Source organism: Citrobacter sp. Cpo091 (genome assembly GCF_030332645.1).
Classification (GTDB): Bacteria; Pseudomonadota; Gammaproteobacteria; order Enterobacterales; family Enterobacteriaceae; genus Citrobacter; species Citrobacter portucalensis.
The window spans coordinates 1-21795 of sequence record NZ_JAOWHL010000036.1 but is presented as its reverse complement, the minus strand read 5'-3'; the positions used below and the strand labels follow the sequence as shown (position 1 = coordinate 21795).

Here is a 21795-nt window from a genome sequence, read left to right as displayed (position 1 = left end):
TCGCTCTTATTAGCCACTTTGGTGGGCGAATTGCGCCAGTTGATGTTCACACAAGAAACGAAACGTATTGCCAGGAAATACCATTGGCAAACGCAGACGACAAACCGAGGACGGATTGTTTATCTCGTCGTTCAGTAACTGCATCACCACACGATAAGTCCGTTGAGCAGGCTGGTATAACTCGCTTTGCCGGTACATTTCAGCCAGATAATAGTGTGCAGGCCAGTAGCCAGGTTCCTGATAAACCACCTGTTTGAACCAGGCGATGGCCTGCTGGGTCTGGTGTTGCCACATCATCGCCAGGCCGAGCAGCATTTTGGCCTCTGCCGACCACTCATCCTGCGCGAGGATCTGCTGTGCGTTTCCGGCTGTTTGAGAAAACTCACGCTGTTCGAGGGCAATAACGCCCTGGATCAAAAGCGCATCCTGATTACGGGGATCGTCGCGTAATATACAGGCGATACACTTTTCAGCTTCAGAAAAACATTTTTCATCGAGACTGGCGCGCGCTTTCTTCAGCCAGTCATTACTCTGCTGCGCCGTGGGCACCAGAGGAACCTGTTCAACCACCGCTCTCGACTGCGGAATGCGCACCGCAACTCTGGGGACAGGCACAACCCTTGCCGCTTCACGATGGTGGCAAAAATAGAAAATCCCCTCTTCCTGCTCCAGCTTCAGAATGTCGAAATTGTTAGCCAGCGTTTCCGCATTGCCAAAAAATAAGGCTCCCTGCGGTTGCAATATCTTCAGCAAATTACCGTGCAGCTCGCGACGCGTTGGCGTATCAAAATAGATGGACACATTGCGCAGCAAAATGATGTCCACTTCCGGCAGTAACTGTTCTTTTATAATGTTGGTGCGATGGAAGGTGACCTTCTCACGGATCTCATCATGCAGCCGGTAGAGGTTTCCCGAGCGGGTAAAGTAGCGTTGCTGAATACTCGGGTCGACGCCGCGAAACGAGTAGCTTGAATAGCAGGCGTTGCGGGCTTTTGCCAGGATTGCCGGGTCAATATCACAGCCGTAAATTTCGATGCGCTGGGCCATCCCGCCGAGGTATTTCTCATGCAGCTTGATCGCCAACGAGTAGGCTTCCTCTCCGGAAGAGCATCCGGCACTCAGAATACGCACCGGGCCGCTGCGCTGTTGCAACAGACGCGGGATCCATTTATCGCAGATTAAATCCAGCGTATCGCTTTCACGGAAAAAATAGGTTTCGTTAATCGTAATCAGCGTGATGAAACTATCAAACTCATTCTGCGAGCTACGCAGTTGTTCATAGTATTCATAGTAATCATTGATTTTTCGCTCGGACATTCGCCGACCCAGCGCCGTTTTCAGCAATGCTTCCATGGCGTTATCGAAGTGCAAACCGACCCGTTCTTTGATCAGGCGAGCATAGTCAGGAAGATTAGGGATCATGGCAATTTACTCTCAACATGCCCGTGGCAAGCCATCGAAAGCAGTACCGCAGCAAGGCCATCCAGAGGGATCGTGCGGTGTATTAGCTGCTTGTCGATCGCGTTCTTATTCATACCGAATACCACCGAACTTTCTTCGTCCTGCGCCAGCGTTGTACCACCACGGCGGACAATAAGCTCAATGCCGCGGCAGCCATCGCTGCCCATGCCGGTCATAATCAGTCCGACGGCTTTTTCGCGAAACACCTCAGCCACCGACTCCAGCAACAGGTTGCAACTGGGATGGTAAACGTCGCTTTCCTGTCTTGGGATCGCCGCTAAACGCTGGTTGTTTTTGACGATCAGGTGCTGCTCCGGCGGCAATATATACACATACCCCGCTTCCACCCGATCGTCCTCCTGCGCCAGTCGCACCTTCAGATCGGTCACGCTATCCAGCCAATGCACCATATTTTTCGCGAAGCCATCGGCAATATGTTGGGCAATAAGTACCGGGCACGGGAACGTACCGGGCAGATCCTGTAACAGCTTACTTAGCGCCTGCGGCCCGCCCGTCGAACAGGCAATCGCCAGCACAAAAGGCCAGTCTTGTGGCGTTTTTACAACGTCTATCATCGGTCGTGTAGTGGGGATTACCGGTTCGCTTGGATAGCGTAATCCCTTGATATGTCGAATGACTTTTACACCGACCAATAATTCTACTTTACGATGCAAAGCATCCGTTGAGAGTGGTGAATCACTGCTATGGTGCAACACCGCCAACGCACCACGGGAAATGTAGTCATCATCCCATTGATTCTCTGGACAAAATCTCATGACAAGGATCGGGATTGCGCTGGTTGCCATGATCGTTTCCACGATCTCGACGTTATCGGCGCTCGAGACATCCAGCGTCAGAATCAGCAGGTCCGGCATCAGCTGTTGCAACAGTCGGATCGCCTGTCTGCGATGGGCTGCTTGCCCCACCACCTTAATGTGCGGGTGATCCTCCAGTTGCCTGACCAGCTCATTACGCGATGCGCTGCCCAGGTCGAGGATCAGCACCCGAATGTTGCTGCTATTCATGCATCTGTTTCCGTCAGTGTGAATGAGGACGAAGCCTCTTTCAGCGCTTTCGACAGTTGTGTCATATCCTGACTGACAACCAGAATGTCTTTGATAGATTGCGAGGTATAGTTACTGGCAACAACGATCTCACGTAGCGCCATGACCACCTGATTACTCGCCGTTTTCTGTTGCTGTGTTGATAGCGATATTTGTAGCGCCGCCGTCGAGGTTTGCTCAGCCGTAACAACGATATCGTTCAGATGTTCAGCACTGACTTTACAGGCTATTGCGCCCGCTTTAATGCTCTCGCCGCCTTTTTCCGCGTTCAGCACCAGACGATTAATCGCGTTTTGGATCTCGTTGATCTTATTTTCAATTTCAACCGTCGATTCCGTCACCGAATCCGCCAGACGGCGGATTTCAGCCGCCACCACCGAGAAACGCTTACCGGCTTCCCCGGCGCTGGCAGCTTCGAGCGCTGCGTTAAAGGCGATAAGTTTCGTCTGATCCGCGACGCTGTTAATGATCACCATCACGCGACTGATTTCCGTCGACTTATTACCAAGCATCATGATTTCACGCATATTTTGCTGATTGTCGGTATCAATATCCGTCATACGCATCAGCAATTGCGACATCGACTCGGAGCCTTTATTGCAGTCCTCGAGCGTCTGGTTGGCAATATCCACAACCGCCCGTGAGTGTTCGGCTATCTGTGTCGATGAGGCAGACAGCTCTTCCATGGTGGAGGTAATTTCAGCCACTGAAGATGAGGTTTCCACGCTGGTTGATGCCTGCCCATCGACCGCTTCGGTAATATGCAAAGATGCCTGATGTACCGAATTTGCATGAGAAACCATACCGCCTACCAACGAGTGCAGACGCTGACGCATCATCTCCACCGCACTCAGCAGTTCGCCGATCTCATCGTGGTGATCGACCTGAACATCCACCGTTAAGTCGCCTTCGGCAATGGTTTGTGCAATCCCCAGGACACGATTTAAGCGCCGGGAAATCAGGAAACGGCTGGCCACAGCAATCAGCAGTAAAATGATGGGCAGCAGCAGCGCGGTAAACAGCAGCAGACCGTTACGCACCAGATTGCTGCTCTTGGCGACATCATCAACATAGTTGGTGGTGGCGATTATCCAGTTTATCCCTTCAACGTATTCATAAACGGCAACTTTGGTCTTCGGCAATGCGCCATAACCGCTCACCCAGTTGTAGTAAGTGATGCCATTCTTGTGTTCGAGCATGTCGGCAAACAGCTTAAAACCATTGGCATCGGTAATATTAATTGCCTGCTGGTTGCTCAACGAGGGGTGGACCAACATACGACCAGGTTCAAATCCGGCATCCAGCACATAGGCGTAGCCATCTTTACCAATATGCACATTCAACAAACGCTGAATGATCGGTTGCAAACTCTGTTTGACGTCGAAACCCACCGCGACGGCCCCCACGACCTGACCATATTTGTCGGCAATCGGTTCGTAGTGACTAATAAACTGTTTACCGAACAGTGTGACCACACCGGAAAAGGGTTTATTTTTCAAAAGCAGCGGCAACGCAGGATTATCATGCCCTAGCGCTGTTGCTGTTGCCGTATTGCCTGAACTCGCCAGTAACGTACTGCTGACACGTACAAATTGCTCGCCTTGCAGAATAAACGTACTGGCAAATACGCTGGTTAATTCGGTGAAGTGCGCGTTGGTGTTCGGGTTGCTCAGCACCGCTTTTAATTCAGTAGAGTCCATATAACGCAGCGGTTTATTGGCAACGTTTTGATAATTATTAATATAAACATTGCTGTAATGTTCCGCATCACGAGTCACACGCTGAAACTCGTTAGAAATACTGTTGTGGAATATCCGCGTGTTGGTTTTAATCATCTCCAGCGCATTGACCTGCAATTCTCTGGAAAGATAAGACGATAATATAAAAGAGGCGCCAATCAGCAACGTTGCGATACAAACAACCAAAATCATACCGAGCTTCATCGCCACACCGGGATGGATGTTGTGCAGCCAGGACAATAGTCGAGCGCGCGGTCCCTCACTGGTGGTATTCGCCGTTCGATTTTTTACTTTAATAATGTCACTCATGATTTTTATTCTCTACCTGAGAAGAAATTACTCTTTTTTTGGTCATCAGGAGCTAGCGCCCTGTGATTCGAGCGTGAACAGCGGCGTAGGTTTGCCAATGTGATATCCCTGTAACCAGCCCACATTCATTTTTTCCAGACAGGCCTGAATAGTGGCGTTCTCGACAAATTCAGCGACCACCTGCATTTTTTTCATTTCAGCAACGCGGCAGAATGACTCAACGATGTAGTAACTAATTTCACTTTCGGTGATCCGTCGAATAAAAGAGCCATCTATTTTCAGGATATCTGCTTCGATATTCATCAAGCGCGCATGACTCGCAAACCCGGTGCCAAAGTCATCAATTGCCACCCGACATCCCAGCTGACGTATTAAACGTAGCGTTTCCACGGTTTGTTCTTTGTCTGATAACGTATCTGCTTCCGTTATTTCAAAAATAATCCGCTGTGGCTCCACCGCGTAGTCGTGCAGGAGTTGGGTGATCTTCATGACAATATTTGAACGACACACCGTCACCGGTGCCAGGTTAATAGAAAAACAATGCTGCGGGTGGTTACGCATAAATTTGAGGGTATTTTCGATAACCCAGAGATCGATATCCGGTGCCAGCCCCGCATCATGAGCAACCGGCAGGAAACTGTTCGGTGGAATAAATTCTCCCCGTTCGTTAAGCATACGGATCAATATTTCATGATACGGCGCTTCACCGTGGGTACTAACTATTGGCTGTGCCATCAGGACAAACGCATTGTTATCCAGCGCATTTTGCAGCGCAGTGCGAATTTCCGTTTTATCAACAATGTGGTTGCCAAGGATCCGGCTATGCTGCGCCTCAAGGTTTTCCGGCCTGCCGTTGGTGAGTGATAAACCCGCCACCATGCCCAGTTTCCCCACCAGCTGATAAATGTCATCACTTAGATCGTTAATCAGGCAATAGCCCAAACCACTGCGAAAACCCAACCGATGGTTGTTGTAAAAGAGACGAAAACTGTTGGCGGCCTGATACAGATCGCATAGCCGCTCCCAGGTGCCATTTTCCAGCCGGATGAGCAGATCATAACCCGCGTGGTAATAGACTTTCTCGCTTTTCACCAGATGTCTGCGCAAATGCTCAGCAAGGATCTTCTGGTAGCGGGCGCGGAAATGAAAACCATAACGACGCGAAAAAAGCTCCAGCTCGGGGATCTGTATCAGACATACAGTCGCGCGTTCAGTGGTAAATAGCTCCGTCTTCAGCGCCCGTAAATTTGCCATGCCTGTCATCGGGTCAGTCAGCCCCAGCAGCAGCGCCTGGTTAAAGCGCTGACGGGTAAATTTTGCCAGTACCCCCATGATCACAATGGTGAGTGAAAAGACAAAGATCAACGTCGAAACCAGCGCCTGATGCAGCATGAAGTTAACATCGCTGGCGATATAGCTGTCGTTATGTTTGCCTAAGATGATTAATACGATCGTCCACACCAGCATTGTGAACAAGTGGCCAATCTTGATTGCTCCCCACAACATCAACGGAAATAACAGGATCAGGCTATAGATAGAGAAAAAAACATCCAAATTATCCGGTGATGTTAAGAAGAACATCAGAAAAAACAGCAAGATGCACCAGGATATAACGCCGTAGACACCGATATTGCCTTTACACTGTTCGGCAATGGCCCGCAGAAAGGTCAGCAGGAAAGACGGTCGACGAATGATGCGGTAAATCTTGTAAAATAAAGGGATCCCCGTCAGGCAACCGTTGATGATCCCCTGAATACGTACCAGCATGCCCAGACTCAACGCCGGAATGTTATCCACATCGGGACGTTGTCCGTGGGCGACAAACATTGCAAAGAGTTTGCTGAACACCAGATACAGCAGGACGTTGTAGCCACAAAGCCAGAGCAGACGATTAAAGCTAATTTTGATGCGACCAAAGCTAACGCAGCTGCGTCTGCCGGTGAATTTGCGGTACGCGGCATAACTTAAGGTCGACGCGATGATCAGGCACAACGCATCTACCCGTTCATTTTGCGGACCGACCACAAACATGACCGTCAGGAACAGAAGAAACCCCGGCAACACCCGAAAACCGAACAAGACCAATGCGGCAGAAAATACGGCTAGCTTGAGATCGTAAACTGTTAAAATAGTATTATTGAGAATGCTATAACCGTTAAGATATTGTGCCAGCGGGTAAAAAAGGCCAGGTAAGACAAGTGGCAGGCACCATTCCCGAATGTTTTTTATCGTGTTTGAATTTATTATTGCGTCCAAATCAATTTATCCGCTATGCACTATACCAATAGGACTTTAATCCAGACTCGAATGTCACAAACAAATCCTTTTGGGTCAGCCGATGAACCATAGCAAAATTGTCAACATTGACCGCGCACTGAGAAAATAAAATAAGGTTCTATAATGAAGAGAGCATGTTATTCATATCAAATCAGGAAATAAATACCCATTTATAGACAAAAATGGACATCCGGTGAGGATGAAATCGCTAAAATGCCTGTCCAAAAAACTGCTAATTCATTGATGTTTAGTAAAAAACAAAAAAGCCTTTGTCAGTTTCCCAACACCTCCAACCAGTACGTATAAAAAATCTTCTCAAGCACCATGAATGTCAACATTAATATCCTGAAAGGGGCATTCAGAAAATGTATTTTTATGTACACTTTTGCCTATTGACGAAAAGAGCAGCGTTATCTATATTCGCATACCGTTATTTTTGTCATTACTCACCATGGTTCAATGTTAGTTATTTGTTACGTCATTACGTTTCACATCTTTCATCTACTTATTTGCAACAATAATATTCCATCAAGTAATAACAGAAATTAATTTTAGTATCGAATAATCTTTTCAGGAATTAACATAATCCGTGGCAAAGTCTCTGTTTTCCCTTAAAGCAATAAAAGGGTGGCAACATTCAATCACTGGCAAAATAACGCAATTCTTGCTGGCGGGTATCGTTATTGCGTTTAGTGCTGGCGCGTTTACCAACTGGAGCCTGATAGATAACTTTTCTTATCAGCAGTGGGTACAGCGGGCTGAAGCGAATGCACAGATTATGACCTACATCATCCGCAACGTGTATACCACCGTTTCGGTCGAAACCAGCGATGCAGGGCAGATATCCCGCATTGTCTCCGACAGACAGATTGGTGACACCGACTCTATTATGCAAACCGGTTATAACCCGGTTGACGTTCTGGCACTGGCATCAGTACAGACGCATAGCCCCACCTGGTTGTTTCTGTATACGCCGGAGAAAGGGTTTGTTGGCATCAACAACAAGTCAGAAGAGGGTGATGGGATCATCTCTTTCCCCGGTCGTCTGCCGCGCGATGTGCTGGGTAACTACTATGTTGGCTTCGCCCAGATTAATGGCGAAGAGTGCTTTATCAGCGCAGTTCCTATTTTGACGCCTTCAGGTGAGATCCTCGGTAGCCTGATTAGCAGCATTGGAAAAAAAAGCGATCTCTACGCCACCTACGATGCGATGCTGAAAAAAAGCAGTATCATTTTTGTCCTGATTTTGCTGGTAACGCTGGCACTGGTCACGATGTTTATGCGCCGTTTATTCCGTCCGGTTCCGCTGCTGATTAACTCCCTTACCCGCATCGCCCATGAAGAGACGGACTGTATAACGCCCTATCTTGATCAGGACGATGAGATTGGACATCTGGCCGGGGCGATTGAAAAATTGCGCGTCGCCATGAAAGAACGCGGCTATCTGCAACGAATGCATGAAATGTCGCAAAAGATGGAGCATATGGCCCATCATGATTCACTGACCGGATTGCCCAACCGCGTTTCGTTTGGCCAGGCGTTAGATAAACGCGTCAGTGAAATCCATCAGGACGAAAAACCATTTAACCTGCTGTTGATTGACCTCGACAACTTCAAACCAGTAAACGACACCTTTGGTCATAAAGCGGGCGATGAGCTGTTAATCAGCGTTGCCCAGCGCCTGCAGCTCTTGCTGGGACCTAACGATATCGCAGCGCGTCTGGGCGGTGATGAATTCGCCATTCTGCAACATGTCAGCGATAACGCCATCAAAGAAGCGAATCGGCTGGCGAAGCGGATTATTCGTGCGCTGAGCACCCCGTTTACCTGGAGCACGCATACTTTTTCCATCAGCTGCAGTATCGGTATCACCACCGCGCCGTATCAGGGCAATAATACCTCGACGTTGATGATCAATGCCGACCTTGCCATGTACGCCTCAAAACATCATGGCCGGGGTTGCTTCCATTTCTTCGAAGACGGCATGGTGATGAAGCATACCCACAGTCTGTTTATTAATCAGGAAATCATCGATGGTATTGATAACAAGGAATTCGAGCTTCATTACCAGCCGATCATCAATCTGGAAGATGAAAGCGTATATGGCTACGAATCGCTGATACGCTGGAATCATCCCACCAAGGGTCTGATTTACCCTGATTATTTTATCAACATCGCCGAGAACTCCGGTCTGATTGTCCGTTTGGGCGAATGGATTATTCGTCAGTCCTGTGAAGCCGCTGCCAAATGGCCGGAACGTATCAGGGTAGCCGTCAATATATCGGCCTACCAGCTGCACAGTCCGGGGCTGGTTGACGTTATCAAAGATGCGTTACGCATCAGTCAACTTTCAGCCGAGCGCCTTGAAATAGAAATTACTGAATCCGAAAAGCTGGATAAGTCGATTGCCTTACCCGTGCTGCAAGAGATTCGCTCTCTGGGCATTGAAATCGCGATGGATGATTTAGGCACCGGCTACGCGGCACTGGATTATCTGCTGATCTATCCTTTCACTCGCATCAAGATTGCGCGCACGCTGGTCGACAAGCTTCAGCAAGATAATGCCAGTCAGTATTTGATTGTGATGCTGATTCAGTTTGCCCATAAGTACAATATGTCGGTCACCGCTGAAGGGGTAGAAACCGCGCAGCAGCGTGACATTCTGCGCGACATTGAGTGCCAGAATGTGCAAGGCTATTTCTTTAGCTATCCGCTGCGCGAGCGTGAAGTGCTTTCCGCATTTGCCAAAGAGGTCATTGAAGAAGGACTGTGCAATGTCTGACTTCTTTCGCCCGGTAAAGCGCATGCTGACGATTTTTGCCCTGTTAATTGTTTCAGCAACGCCATGCTTAGCAGGCTCAGCCCTGCCGTTGCACACGCTGGAGCAAATCGCCAGCAAGAAAAGCATTACCCTTGGTTATCAGGATGATGCGTTTCCTTTCTCCTGGCAGAATGGCAACGTACCTGCCGGCTATTCCATTGATATTTGCAACAGTATCGTCAGCGCGCTCAAGACAAAACTTCAGCTTAAAAACCTGAAGGTTGAGTGGGTAAAAGCTAACTCGGCATCGCAGTTTGTCCTGATTAAAAATCACATGGCAGACATCATGTGTATCCCGGCCTTTTATTCGAAAAGTCGCCACAGCATTAGCGAGTTCTCGCTGCCGTTTTATTTTTCAAGTACCCGCTTCGTCATGCGTAAAAATGAAAGCAACGACAATCTGGCAGAGCTTTCCGGACATAGCGTACTGGTAAAAAGCGGCACGATTTACGTTGAGCAACTGCAAAAAGTGAATGCCGCCAATGACCTGGATATTAATATTCAACTCGATACCAACAACATTACCGCCTTCAATGAACTGAAGAATGGTGAGTATTCTGCACTGATCTCCAGTACGGTTTTACTCAAAGGGATGATCGCGCAAACGCCTAATCCTGGAGACTATAAACTTTCCGACATTGCGCTCAGCGCCCCGCTACCGGCCGGCTTGTTACTCCCGTTACACGATAAAGAATTTAAAGAATTTGTTGATGGCACTCTCTCCTCGCTGATGGCCAGCAACGAATTTACTGCGCTGTATAATAAATGGTTTCAGTCACCGATCCCGCCGAAAGCCATTAATTTAAACATTCCCATGTCAGATAACCTGAAAGCATTAACGTCTGCTAAAAAGAAGATCAGTTTTGATTATGAAAAATATAATTAATCGTGAGATGACAAGGGTGAACCGCATAGTGCAATGGCTGTTTTTACTGGCAGGCATCGGTATCACCCCCGCGCTGATGGCGCAGCAGAACGCCGCGACGCTCGATCATATTCAGAACAGCAGCGTGCTCAACGTGGGTTATCGCCAGCTGCCACCGTTTTCTTTTACTGACCACAATGGCAAAGTCACGGGTTATACCATCGCGGTATGTAACATGATTGCCGATAAGTTGCGCCAGTATTTGAAGCTCAACAGCTTAACCATTCATTATATTCCCGTGAATTTTGCAGAACGCTTCTCCGCATTAAACACACGGAAAATAGATATGGACTGTGGTGTAAATACTAACGCACCGGAGCGGACCTCCAGCGTTTCATTTTCGCTCAACTACTACACCGCGAAAATGCGCATCATCTCTTTGCGTAAAAATAATATAAATTCAATTGCCGATCTAAAAGGACGCACGGTAAGTCTGACCGGTAGCTCTAAAGATTTGCTGGAATTTAATAAAGCCAACAGAGAGCAACACCTTAATATTTCAACGATTACCACCACCACTATAAACGGCGCATTTGAGAAAATGGCGCATAATGAATCCGCCGCTTTCTTTGTCGATGACATTCTGGCCTGGCCGCTGATTAATCATAGCGAGCAACCTGAACTGTTCAGCGTCTCTTCTGAGAGCATCGGCAATGAGATGCACTATGCCATTATGATGAGGAAAAACGATCCGCAGTTTGTGACGTTTGTTGACAGTACGCTGAAAGATTTTTTTGCCTCGCCGGCCAACGTGCAATTACGTAAAAAGTGGTTGTCCCCCTGGTCCTGCGAAAAGCTGAAAAACCCGTCACCGGGCAGTTGCCAGCATAGCCATTGAACATTATCCGCCGCTGCTTACGCCACCGCCTGCTACGCCTGTGGAAAATCCCCGGGGCGCTGCTGCTATTGCTGTCAGTCCATTCGCTGCGCGCGGCCTGGGATTTTGCCAATATTCAACAAAAATCCGATGCGCTTTATGGCCCGGCAACGCCAGAAGCGCAGCAACGGATCCACGCCTGGCAACAGCTTCTGCTCCAGTTGCGTAATGCTGACGAGCAAACGCAATTACGCGCTGTAAATCAATTCTTTAACGATAAGATCCGCTATACCGAAGACATTGATGTCTGGCATAACGTCGATTACTGGGCAACCCCTATCGAGTCGCTGCGCAAGGGTGAGGCAGATTGTGAAGACTACGCGATCGCCAAATATTTCACCCTCCGCCAGTTGGGAGTATCAGAAGACAAACTTCGCATCACCTATGTTAAAGCCCTGCGTTTAAACCGCGCGCATATGGTGCTGACCTGGTACGCCACCCCTGAGGCGATTCCTCTGGTACTCGACAGTCTGACCAGCACTATTTCTCCTGCGACGCAGCGCATGGATCTATTACCCGTCTACTCCTTTAACAACACCGGCCTTTGGCTTCCCGGCAATCAAAACAATAAACGCGTTGGGGACAGCAAGAGGCTTTCTCGCTGGCAGCAAGTTTTCACCAAAATGCGGGAAGAAGGCTTCCCGATGGATAAATAGGAATCGCCCGTGTCTCTTTTTAAACAGTTACTTCTGGCAATCTCTCTCTTTATGATGGTTGTGTTCAGCGGCAATTTTATTGTGACGCTGGAGAGTTCTCGCAATCAGTCCAATAACCAACTCCTTTCACATGCCCAGGATGCCGCAACGGCGCTAGGCGTTTCGCTAACGCCCAACGTCAACGACCCGGCAATGATCGAGCTGATGGTCAGCTCCATTTTCGATAGCGGTTACTACAAAAAAATCCGCATCGTCGATCTGGCAAACGGCAAAATAATGCTTGAGCGTAGCGCGGTAGCGACAATTCCCAACGTTCCCGGTTGGTTCGTCGATCTGGTGGATGTCACCCCGCAAACCGGTGAAGCAACGATTATGCGCGGCTGGCAGCAGGCAGCTCGCGTGGAAGTGACCAGCGATCCTATCTTTGCCGTGCAGCGTCTGTGGGACAATACCTTAGGCAACCTGCTGTGGATGCTGTCCTGTAGCCTCGCCAGCTTAATCGCCGGTATTCTGCTGCTGCGCAAACTGCTGCGCCCACTCAATTACATGGCAAAACAATCCGAAGCTATTACTCGTCGCGAGTTTCTGACGCTCCACGAGTTACCCAAAACGCCGGAATTACGCCGCGTTGTAGGCGCCATGAATTTAATGGCCGCAAAGCTTAAATCGTTATTTGAAGAACAAGCTATCTATAGCGAGCGCCTGCATAATGAAGCTTATCTCGACAGCCAAACCGGAATTGCCAATCGCCGGGCTTTCGATATGCAGCTCCAGGCGCGGTTAAGCGATGCCGATACCGCACCGGGATATCTGATGCTGGTCCGCGTTCAGGATTTAGGCGGTCTGAATCAGCGCTTTGGCGGACCGCATACTGATAAGCTGTTGCTCAACATCGCCAACCTGCTGAACGCGCACAGAGAAAAGTATGCCCCTCTCGACAGCACGCTTGCCCGCATTCGCGGCGGTGAGTTCGCCCTACTCTGCCCTGGCGTCACACATGGTGAGATGTTGGATTTGTGCAATTCGCTGTGCCAAAAACTGACAGCCTTTTACGCCACCGGAATGTCAGACCAACAGCCGGTGGCCTATACCAGCATGGTGCCGTTTAGCGCCGGAGATAATGCTCAATCATTGCTGATCCAGGCCGATCGCCTGCTGGTTGAAGCGGAAACACACACCGACCATCAGGTGGTTCCCACCACTGAAGTTCCTGCGAGTACAGAAGATCAGCATTTGTGGTTTGTTCGCCTGGAGCATGCGCTGACAAATCAACAGTTCCAGCTGGTTTATCAGCCGGTAGTCGATTGCCGCCAGCCGGACAAAATCCTGCATTACAAGGTGCTGTCGCGCATTTTTGATGAGCAGGGTAACGCCATTACCGCGGGACGGTTCCTGCCCTGGATCCACCGCTTTGGCTGGAGTCATCGCCTCGATAAAGTCATGTTGAAGCTCACATTGAACCAGTTGAAAACCGCGCCCGGAAAACTAGCGTTGAGTATTTCTGGCAGTTCTGTCGCCAGCGCAACCGCCATTGCAGACCTGCTCAATCCGTTACGGTACTCACCGAAATTAGCCAGCAAACTGATTCTGGAACTGGATGAAAATCAGTTACCAGGCCCCCATCAGATGGCGGCATTTGTTAAAGCCGTAGGTCAGCATCGCTGCGCGCTGGGACTGCAACACTTCGGTAGCCGTTTCGATATGATCGGTCATCTGTCGCAATGGGGTCTTGCCTATCTGAAAATCGACAGCAGCTATATCCGCAATATTAATGAAGAAAACGATAAACGGTTATTTATTGAAGTATTGTGCAGTGCCACGCGCAGTATTGATTTGCCGCTCATTGCTGAACGTGTTGAAACGAAAGGTGAGCTTATGGTGCTGCAAGAATTAGGGATTGATGGTGCAATGGGGCAATTATTAGGTGAGCCCGCACCATTGTGATAAAACTGGCGTCTTGATACGCCTTTGTATAGCCGGATAGCGCTGCGCTTATCCGGCCTACAAACTGCCTGCATCAGCTAAAATATACGATCATCGTTGCCAAGCAGTTGTTCTAACCCGCCAAGTTCCTGGCGCGCGTTCGCGCGATTCATTAATTTAACCTGCGCCATCGCTGGAAGATCGGTAATAGCAATCACGCCTTTACGGATCAACAGGTAAATCAAATCGTCGAGCACGCGAACCATCTCCAGGTCGCTTTTTTGCAGCATCGCTAAAGCCTGCTGGTTGTCATTTTCAGGACTTTTTGCCACGCCTTCTGTCTGCACGTTTGCAGCAGATGAATCAGAGTTCATATCAGTGCCTTTTCATTTTGCATGATGCTGCTGCCCTGTTTACACAGGGCAGCAGGCAATCGTTAGTGAGTGTGGTTTTGATCGGGTTTAGCAATCAGGTGATCCAACGAGTAGGTCGGAGAATGCAGATCGCCGCTTGCCGGAGTAGACAGCGCGGTATCTATTCCATGCGCCACTTTTGCCGGACTGGCGATCAGGTGATGATCGCCGCCGCTTTGAATGTACTTCGCAATATCCACGCCTTCATGCAGTTCACGCGCCAGATCGCTGAGATCGACTTTTTCGAGCACGCCCTTCGCCTTATCGTCAGCACTGAGCACCGCTGTCGCCTGACCGTGTCCGGTCGCTGCTGGTGCATAAGACAGAGATAATGCGTTATCGTCGAACAGGTTATGCAGCGCATGCTGTATCGCAGCATGATTCCCTTTATCCACCGTATGCCCTTTCACTGGTGCAGGCTCGTCCATCGTCACGTTCAACGTTTGGCTATAAGGCGTAATATTACCGTGGTTATCATGCGCCTCGACCAATACGTTCACGCGGTTATGACCGGCACGGAATGCGGAGGTATCGGCCTCAATGTCATAGGTCAACCCATTAATGCCCTGATGAAGAATGGCATCGTACTGATGACCATTTACCAGCGCTTTAATATGATCGCCATCATTCACATCACCGCTCACGCTGCCGGTAATATGCGTGACGGCATCCTGTGATTCGGCACGTGAAATATGGTTATCGCCGGTAACCTTATCTACGATAAGCGTGGCGTCTGCCTGTTGATCAACCGAATAGCTGTGGGAAGTTGTCTTTGAATACGGGTTGCCCGGCGCATCATGCCCTTTAACCTCAACCGAAAATGTGGTGTTCACTTCCATGACATGACTGTCCACATCAACATGCCAGACCCGATCGCCATTGCTCAGCGTATCTACCGAACCGGTAAACTCCTGACCGCCAATTTTTAATTTGATCGAATCCCACACATCCACATCACCGCCAAGAGGCCCGGTTACCCTCACCGTCGCTCCCTGGAGTTCCTGATGATTAAGCACGTTATCTTGGGTGACATTATCAATATCCATCGTTCCCGCAGCGGTTCTGTCGATGGTGATGATCTTACTGGTATCGATTCTTCCATGGTTGCCGGAATCATCGTGGGCGATGACATGTGCGGTAATATTTTGATCGTGGAGCAGGTCGGCCGTACTGGCCTCAACGCTGAACACCTTGCGACCACCGCTGTCTTTCACATAGGCAACCAGATCTTTACCGTTAACCGTGACAGTCACCTGATCGCCAAAGTCTACATCTCCCGTCACATAACCGCTGATGATGGTTTTCGCTTGCTGCGTTTCTACATTATTCAGCACGTCGTCTGCCGTCACATCATCCAGCATAATGGTGGCATTCAGTTGCGTGTCGATAGTGACCGTTTTGTCGTTCTCGGCGCGCATTGGGTTCAACGCCGAATCCTGCCCTTCCACGCTGACATGAATAGTTGGATTATTTTGCAGCCCGGTCGTACTCACCAGCGTTGTGTAACCCAGTTGACCATTCATATGCGGTAGCTCAATAACTGTCGTATCGACTGTTACGCCATCGACCGTCACTGAAACTTTATCGCCGACATGTACATCCCCATCAACTCTACCGCTGACCTCGACGGTACCGGCCGCCACTTCATCGGCATTGATAATATCGTCACCGCCGACGGTATTGATGGTAATGCTGCCAGTTGTTGTTGTATCAATCTTATAGTTTTGAGTGAAGCTGCCCGGTTGAAGGTTACCGTGATCGTCGTATCCGGTTACTTTCGCAACAATAGCGGTGTCAGCTAATAAATCATGCATATCGATATCAACAGAATAGTGTTTATTAGCATCAACTGTTGCCGAATAATCGTGTCCGTTTACCTTCAGCATCACACTGTCCCCAGGATGGACATCTCCTGATACCGAACCGGTCACAGTCATTTTACGCGGCTGTGATTCAAGCTTATTCAATATATTGTCATTGGCAATTTTATCTATTGTGACGCCAGCTTCAGCAATCAGATCAACCACAATATGGCTGCTGGCAGAGGCACTTCCCTGGTTGCCGTGATCATCTGTCGCCGTTACCGTCGCGACAATATCCGGGTTATTGTGCAGATCGTTAATACTGACCTCTTTCGACCAGCTCAAGTGACCGTGTTTATCATCATGCACTACCGCAGTCAGCGTATTGCCATTGACCTGCAGGCTCACCACGCTGCCGTCATGGATCCCTTCACCGCTGACCGTACCGCTGATAGTGGTTTTACCGCTTTGCGCCTCGGCAGCATTGATAACATCATCACCAGCAACCTTATCCATCGTTATCTGCAGCAGGTTATCCGTATCGACAGTGATGGTTTTCTGCACCGAATCTGTCGCTGTTCCCGCCTTGATGGAGACATCAAACGTTGGATGCGCCTGCAGTTCACTCGTCGGCACATCCACTTCGTATGCCAGTTGTCCCGGCATCGTTGGGATAGTCATGACGTGCCCTGTGTACTGCACATGATTTATGGTGACAATAACATCGTCCCCGGCCTGAACGTCGCCGGTGACCAGACCACGAATTGCCGTCGTTCCTTTTTGCGCTTCATCGTGGTTGAGAACGTCATCGCCCGCCACTTGATCAACGGTGAGATGCACGGTCGGTTGGTGAGGTTGTGTGGTTCCGGTGTCCGGTGTTGTCGGCGGGTTGTGCATACCATAAGGAGTGTTGGCTGGAATAGCGATATTGCCTAACCACGGAAGGTCAATAAACTTATGTTCTACCGCAGTTGCTGTATTGCCATGATCATCATGTGTGGTGATGGATACCGTGATATTACCGTCATCATGCCAGCCCCCTGAAACAACATTAAACGTGTAACCCAGCTTTCCATCCGGCAGAGTGATCACATTTGTTTGCAGTTGGCTACCGCCGACATCGACCGTAACCACATCGCCAGACTGTGCATCTGGAGCAACATGTCCCGTTACCGTGACGAATTCGGGGCGGCTTCCGGGATCCAAGGCTTGGTTGCCCTCGGAAACAGCAGAATCAATCGTTATCCCGGCATCAGCAACGGTATCAACCAGCACCGGCATATCATCGTACCCACGCGCGATGTTACCTGCGTCGTCTTTAGCCGTTACTTCAGCATGAATATTCGGATCCATGAGCAGATCTAAGGTCGAAACCTTTGTACTGAATACATGCTGACCGTTTTGATTTTCCACCCGCGCAAAATAGGTCTGATGGTTGATGGTCAGTTCAACCATATCACCGATTTTGACATCCCCGCCTACCGTCCCCGTAACCGTCGTTTGCTGCTTCAGGGCCTCGTCGTGGTTAATCACCTCATCACCGCTATCGGTGACAATCGGATCAATATGCACAATCGCGTCAATCTTTTCATCAATGACCACGGTACTGTGCGCATCTGCCGTCGCGTTATTACCCGCCGCATCGGTAGTGGTGATTGTTGCAGTAATATGCGGATCGTTTTGCAGCCAATGCGTATCCACCTTGATGGAGTAACCCAACGTTCCCAGATTCGGCAGGTCCACCACTATAGCATCAACCATATGGCCACCAATATTCAGGTGCACCACATCATCAATTTTCGCATCGCCACCGACTGTACCGCTGACAACTGTCGTCGTTTGCCCCAATTCAATCTTATTCAATATATTGTCGCCCGTTACCGGATCGATGGTGATTGAGGCCAGGGCTTCCGCATCCAGATTAACATCATGGTGCGCGACAATCTTTGCATGGTTCTTCGCAGCATCCGTCACATCCATTGAGACTTCAATATGCGGGCTGACAACCAAATCGGCCGTAGCAACGGGAACGTGGAAGCCCATCTGCTGATTACCGCGATCCTCCACCACGCCGGAATAGTTGTGGCCGTTGATGGTCATGGTGAACGGATCGCCAGGATGAACTTCACCGCTCACCGTACCGCTCACTATCGTATAGCCATGCATTTGCTCAGCAAAGTTCAGCGTATTATCCGGCGTCACGGCATCAATGGTTATCTGCGCATCCACACGGGTATCGATAATAACGGTGGTTTCTGCATTGGCCGTGGCTGGGTTGCCCGCACCATCGGTAGTGCTCACCGTCGCGGTTAAATGCGGATCGGAGATCAGGTCTGCGGTGCTGACTTTAATGCTGTAGCCGAGAACCCCGCCCCCCACATCATGCACTTTTCCCGTCAGGACGTGACCATTAACGGTGAGATAAACGACGTCATTTACATGAACATCCCCAGCCACTTTCCCAGTTATATACGTGAATGGTTGTTTTGATTCATCGCCATTGACCATGTTATCGCCAGTAACGGGATCGATCGTCAGCATTGCCTTAGCATGTAAATCAACCACCAGGTCGTGCGTTATTTCCGCTGTCTGGAAATTATGCACATTATCTTCGCCGACAACGCGAGCAACGATATGCGGGTCTTTGACCAGATCGCGGCTCAGAACGTCCAGCTTATATCCCAGCGCATTATTATGTTCCGGGAGTCGCTGAACAGTTGTGTCGTAAGTATGGCCGTTGACGATAACCTGAACTTTAGTCCCTACATGCACATCGCCCGAAACCGTCCCCATGATCTCAGTGAGGTGTTTCGCGGCTTCTGCGCCGTTCAACTTGTCATCGCCCGCCACCGTATCAACGGTGATTTTAGCCGCGGCATGGTTATCAATATGTACATCATGGGTTGCGGTGGTAATGACCTCATTTTCCACCGCATCGTGGGAGATAACCGTGACACTCACGGTCACATTTTTATCCTGGTTGCCTTTGTTATCGCTGAACGCCGTTGAGTTGACCGGGACCTGATAGCCTAAATGACCGCCTCCAAGATCAATCACCTTGCCGTTAAACGTCTGGTGATTGATTTCTACGATCACCGCATCGCCAATCTGCGCGTCACCACCCACCTTACCGCTGATGAGCTGCATCGGCGTATCCAGCTCAAGATGGTTAAGTTTGTCGTCATCAGTGACGCTATCAATAGTGACAGTACTTTGCGCCTGGGTATCCAGCGTAACGGTTCGATGCTCCACCGCCACCGCCTTATTGCCCGCTGCATCGTGACTGACCAGCGTCACCATCACGTCGTTGCTGCCTTCCTGCAAAACACCTGTTGGAACAAACACTTCGTAGCGCAGAACGCCGTGATCGTTAACCACCGTGCCGCTAAAGTCCTGTGTTTGCCCCTGTACGTGGACGGTAACCACATCGCCCGCTTTGGCATCCAGGCCTTTTGCGATACCGCTAATCAGCGTCGGCATGCGGTTTTCAATGGCGTTCACCACATCATCCGACGCGACGATATTCGTCGTCACCACGTTTTTGGCAAAGTTATCAATATGAACTTTATGGCTATCGGTAGCGATGGCAAGGTTACCCGCCACATCATGCGAGGTGACAGTGACGTGCACATCGACATCCGTCAACACATGGACGCTATTGTTCGCAAAGGCCGATGAGTCCACATCAATGCTGTAACCCAGATGCCCGTTACCAAGGTCAATGACCCGGCTATCGTACTGATGACCATTAACTTCCAGTTGAATGGGATCGCCGACCTTCGCATCTTCACCATCAACGATGCCGGTAACGCGCTGTGTCGCCGCGGACAGTTCCTGGTAATTGATAACATTGTCTGTAGCAATGTTATCTAGCGAGATGGTGTTTTGCGCATGAGTATCAAGAGTGATAATACGGTGCGACTCACTGGTCACTTCATTGCCCAGCGCGTCATGGCTGACCAGCGTCGCGACCACCGCGTTCTTTCCTTCATGCAAGGTTCCATGCGGCAGAACCACTTCATAGCGTAACTGACCGTTATCGTTGATCACCTTGCCGTCAAAGTCTTGTCCACGAACCCTGATAGTTACCGCATCACCCTCCCGGGCATCACCACCGGCTACGATGCTAATAATCGTCGGCATCCGGTTTTCATTGGCGTTCACCACATTGTCCGTCGCCACTGCGTCAATCTTAATGGTGTTTTCCGCGTAGTTATCGATATGAACTTTATGGGAATCAGTCGCGATCGCCAGGTTTCCCGCTGCGTCATGAGATGTGACCATCGCGGTAATTTTCACATTCGTCAGAACATGGCCGCTGTTATCAGCAAATGCTGAAGAATCTACATCGATGCTATAACCCAGCTTACCGCGGCCAAAATCAACCACCTTACCGCTGTACTGATGGCCATTTATCTCCAGTAAGACAGGATCGTTGACCTTCGCATCCTCACCGCCAACAAAACCGGTAATCGTCTGCTTCGCCGCCGACAGCTCCGTGAAATTCAGGGTGTTATCGGCGGTGACATCATGAATATTGACGTTGTTATGCGCTTTGGTATCCAGTACCACGGTACGGTGCGCCAGTGCGGTCACTTCGTTACCCACCGCATCGTGGCTGACCAGCGTCACCACCACCGCATTTTTACCTTCCTTCAGCGTGCCAACCGGCACTGCCACTTCGTAGCGCAGTTCGCCGTTATCATCGACCACCGTTCCGGTAAAATTCTGCCCCTGTACACTGACGGTAACGGCATCCCCCGCTTTGGCATCGCCGCCTGCCATGCCGCTTATCAGCGTGGTCATGCGGTTTTCAATGGCGTTGACCACATTGTCGTTCGCGACGGTGTCGATATGTACCGTGTTTTCCGCGAAGTTATCGATATGCACGTTGTGGTCGCTGGTGGCGATCGCCAGGTTGCCCGCCGCATCGTGGGAGGTGACGCTGACATGGACCGTCGCCTCTTTCAGCACATGACCGACGTTGTCAGAGAACGCGCTCGAATCCACCTCGATGCGATAACCGAGGGTATTTTTCCCGGTATCAATCACCTGGCCGTGATACTGGTAGCCGTTAATCTCTACCAGCACCGGGTCGCCCGCTTTCGCGTCTTCCCCGCGAACGTTTCCGGTAATCACCTGCTTCGCCGCCGACAGCTCAGTAAAGTTCAGGGTGTTATCGGCAGTGACATCATGAATATTGACGGTGTTATGCGCTTTAATGTCCAGCACCACGGTACGGTGCGCCAGCGCGGTCACTTCGTTACCCACCGCATCGTGGCTGACCAGCGTCACCACCACCGCATTTTTACCTTCCTTCAGCGTGCCGACCGGCACCGCCACTTCGTAGCGCAGTTCGCCGTTATCCTCGACCACCGTTCCGGTAAAATTCTGCCCCTGTACACTGACGGTAACGGTATCCCCCGCTTTGGCATCGCCGCCTGCCACGCCGCTTATCAGCGTGGTCATGCGGTTTTCAATGGCGTTGACCACATTGTCGTTCGCGACGGTGTCGATATGTACCGTGT

General features: G+C 50.0%; 11 protein-coding genes. 5 read left to right on the top strand and 6 right to left on the bottom strand.

Annotated features, from left to right (window positions below):
- Nucleotides 1-9 precede the first annotated feature (9 nt).
- From OGY04_RS14110 to OGY04_RS14095, 4 genes are read right to left on the bottom strand one after another with little or no spacing between them, the layout of a single operon-like run.
- A complete protein-coding gene (locus OGY04_RS14110) occupies nt 10-1422 on the bottom strand; it encodes a CheR family methyltransferase (protein ID WP_286585430.1) in 1413 nt (470 codons plus the stop codon).
- Nucleotides 1419-2486, bottom strand: a complete 1068-nt coding sequence (locus OGY04_RS14105; protein WP_286585429.1) for a chemotaxis protein CheB — start codon at nt 2484-2486, stop codon at nt 1419-1421. The genes OGY04_RS14110 and OGY04_RS14105 overlap by 4 nt, the downstream gene beginning before the upstream one ends.
- Nucleotides 2483-4573, bottom strand: coding sequence for a methyl-accepting chemotaxis protein (locus OGY04_RS14100; RefSeq protein WP_008785652.1), 2091 nt, complete (start codon nt 4571-4573; stop codon nt 2483-2485). The genes OGY04_RS14105 and OGY04_RS14100 overlap by 4 nt, the downstream gene beginning before the upstream one ends.
- 45 nt (nt 4574-4618) lie before the next feature.
- Complete coding sequence (locus OGY04_RS14095; protein ID WP_008785653.1) at nt 4619-6829, bottom strand: sensor domain-containing phosphodiesterase; 2211 nt, start codon at nt 6827-6829, stop codon at nt 4619-4621.
- 610 nt (nt 6830-7439) lie between these two features.
- On the opposite strand from OGY04_RS14095, the gene OGY04_RS14090 reads away from it, so the two are divergent.
- From OGY04_RS14090 to OGY04_RS14070, 5 genes are read left to right on the top strand one after another with little or no spacing between them, the layout of a single operon-like run.
- Complete coding sequence (locus OGY04_RS14090) at nt 7440-9632, top strand: putative bifunctional diguanylate cyclase/phosphodiesterase (protein ID WP_003825843.1); 2193 nt, start codon at nt 7440-7442, stop codon at nt 9630-9632.
- Nucleotides 9625-10557, top strand: coding sequence for an amino acid ABC transporter substrate-binding protein (locus OGY04_RS14085; protein WP_032941732.1), 933 nt, complete (start codon nt 9625-9627; stop codon nt 10555-10557). Before OGY04_RS14090 ends, OGY04_RS14085 begins: the two co-directional genes overlap by 8 nt.
- A 7-nt stretch (nt 10558-10564) precedes the next feature.
- Nucleotides 10565-11434 (top strand): transporter substrate-binding domain-containing protein, encoded by an 870-nt coding sequence (locus tag OGY04_RS14080; protein ID WP_225280790.1) that lies wholly within the window; start codon nt 10565-10567, stop codon nt 11432-11434.
- A gap of 2 nt (nt 11435-11436) precedes the next feature.
- Nucleotides 11437-12129 (top strand): cysteine protease LapG, encoded by a 693-nt coding sequence (gene lapG / locus OGY04_RS14075; protein ID WP_071446384.1) that lies wholly within the window; start codon nt 11437-11439, stop codon nt 12127-12129.
- Between the two features lie 9 nt (nt 12130-12138).
- Nucleotides 12139-14073 carry a bifunctional diguanylate cyclase/phosphodiesterase gene (locus OGY04_RS14070; RefSeq protein ID WP_286585428.1) on the top strand — a complete coding sequence of 645 codons (1935 nt, stop codon included), beginning with the start codon at nt 12139-12141 and terminating at the stop codon, nt 14071-14073.
- Nucleotides 14074-14150: 77 nt separating this feature from the next.
- On the opposite strand, the gene OGY04_RS14065 is transcribed toward OGY04_RS14070, so the two are convergent.
- Both OGY04_RS14065 and OGY04_RS14060 read right to left on the bottom strand, forming a co-directional pair.
- The gene (locus OGY04_RS14065) at nt 14151-14426 is read right to left on the bottom strand and encodes a hypothetical protein (RefSeq protein WP_048236656.1); all 276 of its coding nucleotides are present in this window, start codon (nt 14424-14426) and stop codon (nt 14151-14153) included.
- Nucleotides 14427-14488: 62 nt separating this feature from the next.
- On the bottom strand, nt 14489-21784 hold the full coding sequence (locus tag OGY04_RS14060; protein WP_286585530.1) for an Ig-like domain-containing protein: 7296 nt from the start codon (nt 21782-21784) through the stop codon (nt 14489-14491).
- Nucleotides 21785-21795 lie beyond the last annotated feature (11 nt).

What these genes read in the sequence shown, in the direction of transcription:
- OGY04_RS14065 (WP_048236656.1), bottom strand. Translation starts at nt 14,426, where the DNA reads ATGAACTCTGATTCATCTGCTGCAAACGTGCAGACAGAAGGCGTGGCA.
- OGY04_RS14110 (WP_286585430.1), bottom strand. Translation starts at nt 1,422, where the DNA reads ATGATCCCTAATCTTCCTGACTATGCTCGCCTGATCAAAGAACGGGTC.
- OGY04_RS14085 (WP_032941732.1), top strand. Translation starts at nt 9,625, where the DNA reads ATGTCTGACTTCTTTCGCCCGGTAAAGCGCATGCTGACGATTTTTGCC.
- OGY04_RS14080 (WP_225280790.1), top strand. Translation starts at nt 10,565, where the DNA reads ATGACAAGGGTGAACCGCATAGTGCAATGGCTGTTTTTACTGGCAGGC.
- OGY04_RS14100 (WP_008785652.1), bottom strand. Translation starts at nt 4,573, where the DNA reads ATGAGTGACATTATTAAAGTAAAAAATCGAACGGCGAATACCACCAGT.
- OGY04_RS14105 (WP_286585429.1), bottom strand. Translation starts at nt 2,486, where the DNA reads ATGAATAGCAGCAACATTCGGGTGCTGATCCTCGACCTGGGCAGCGCA.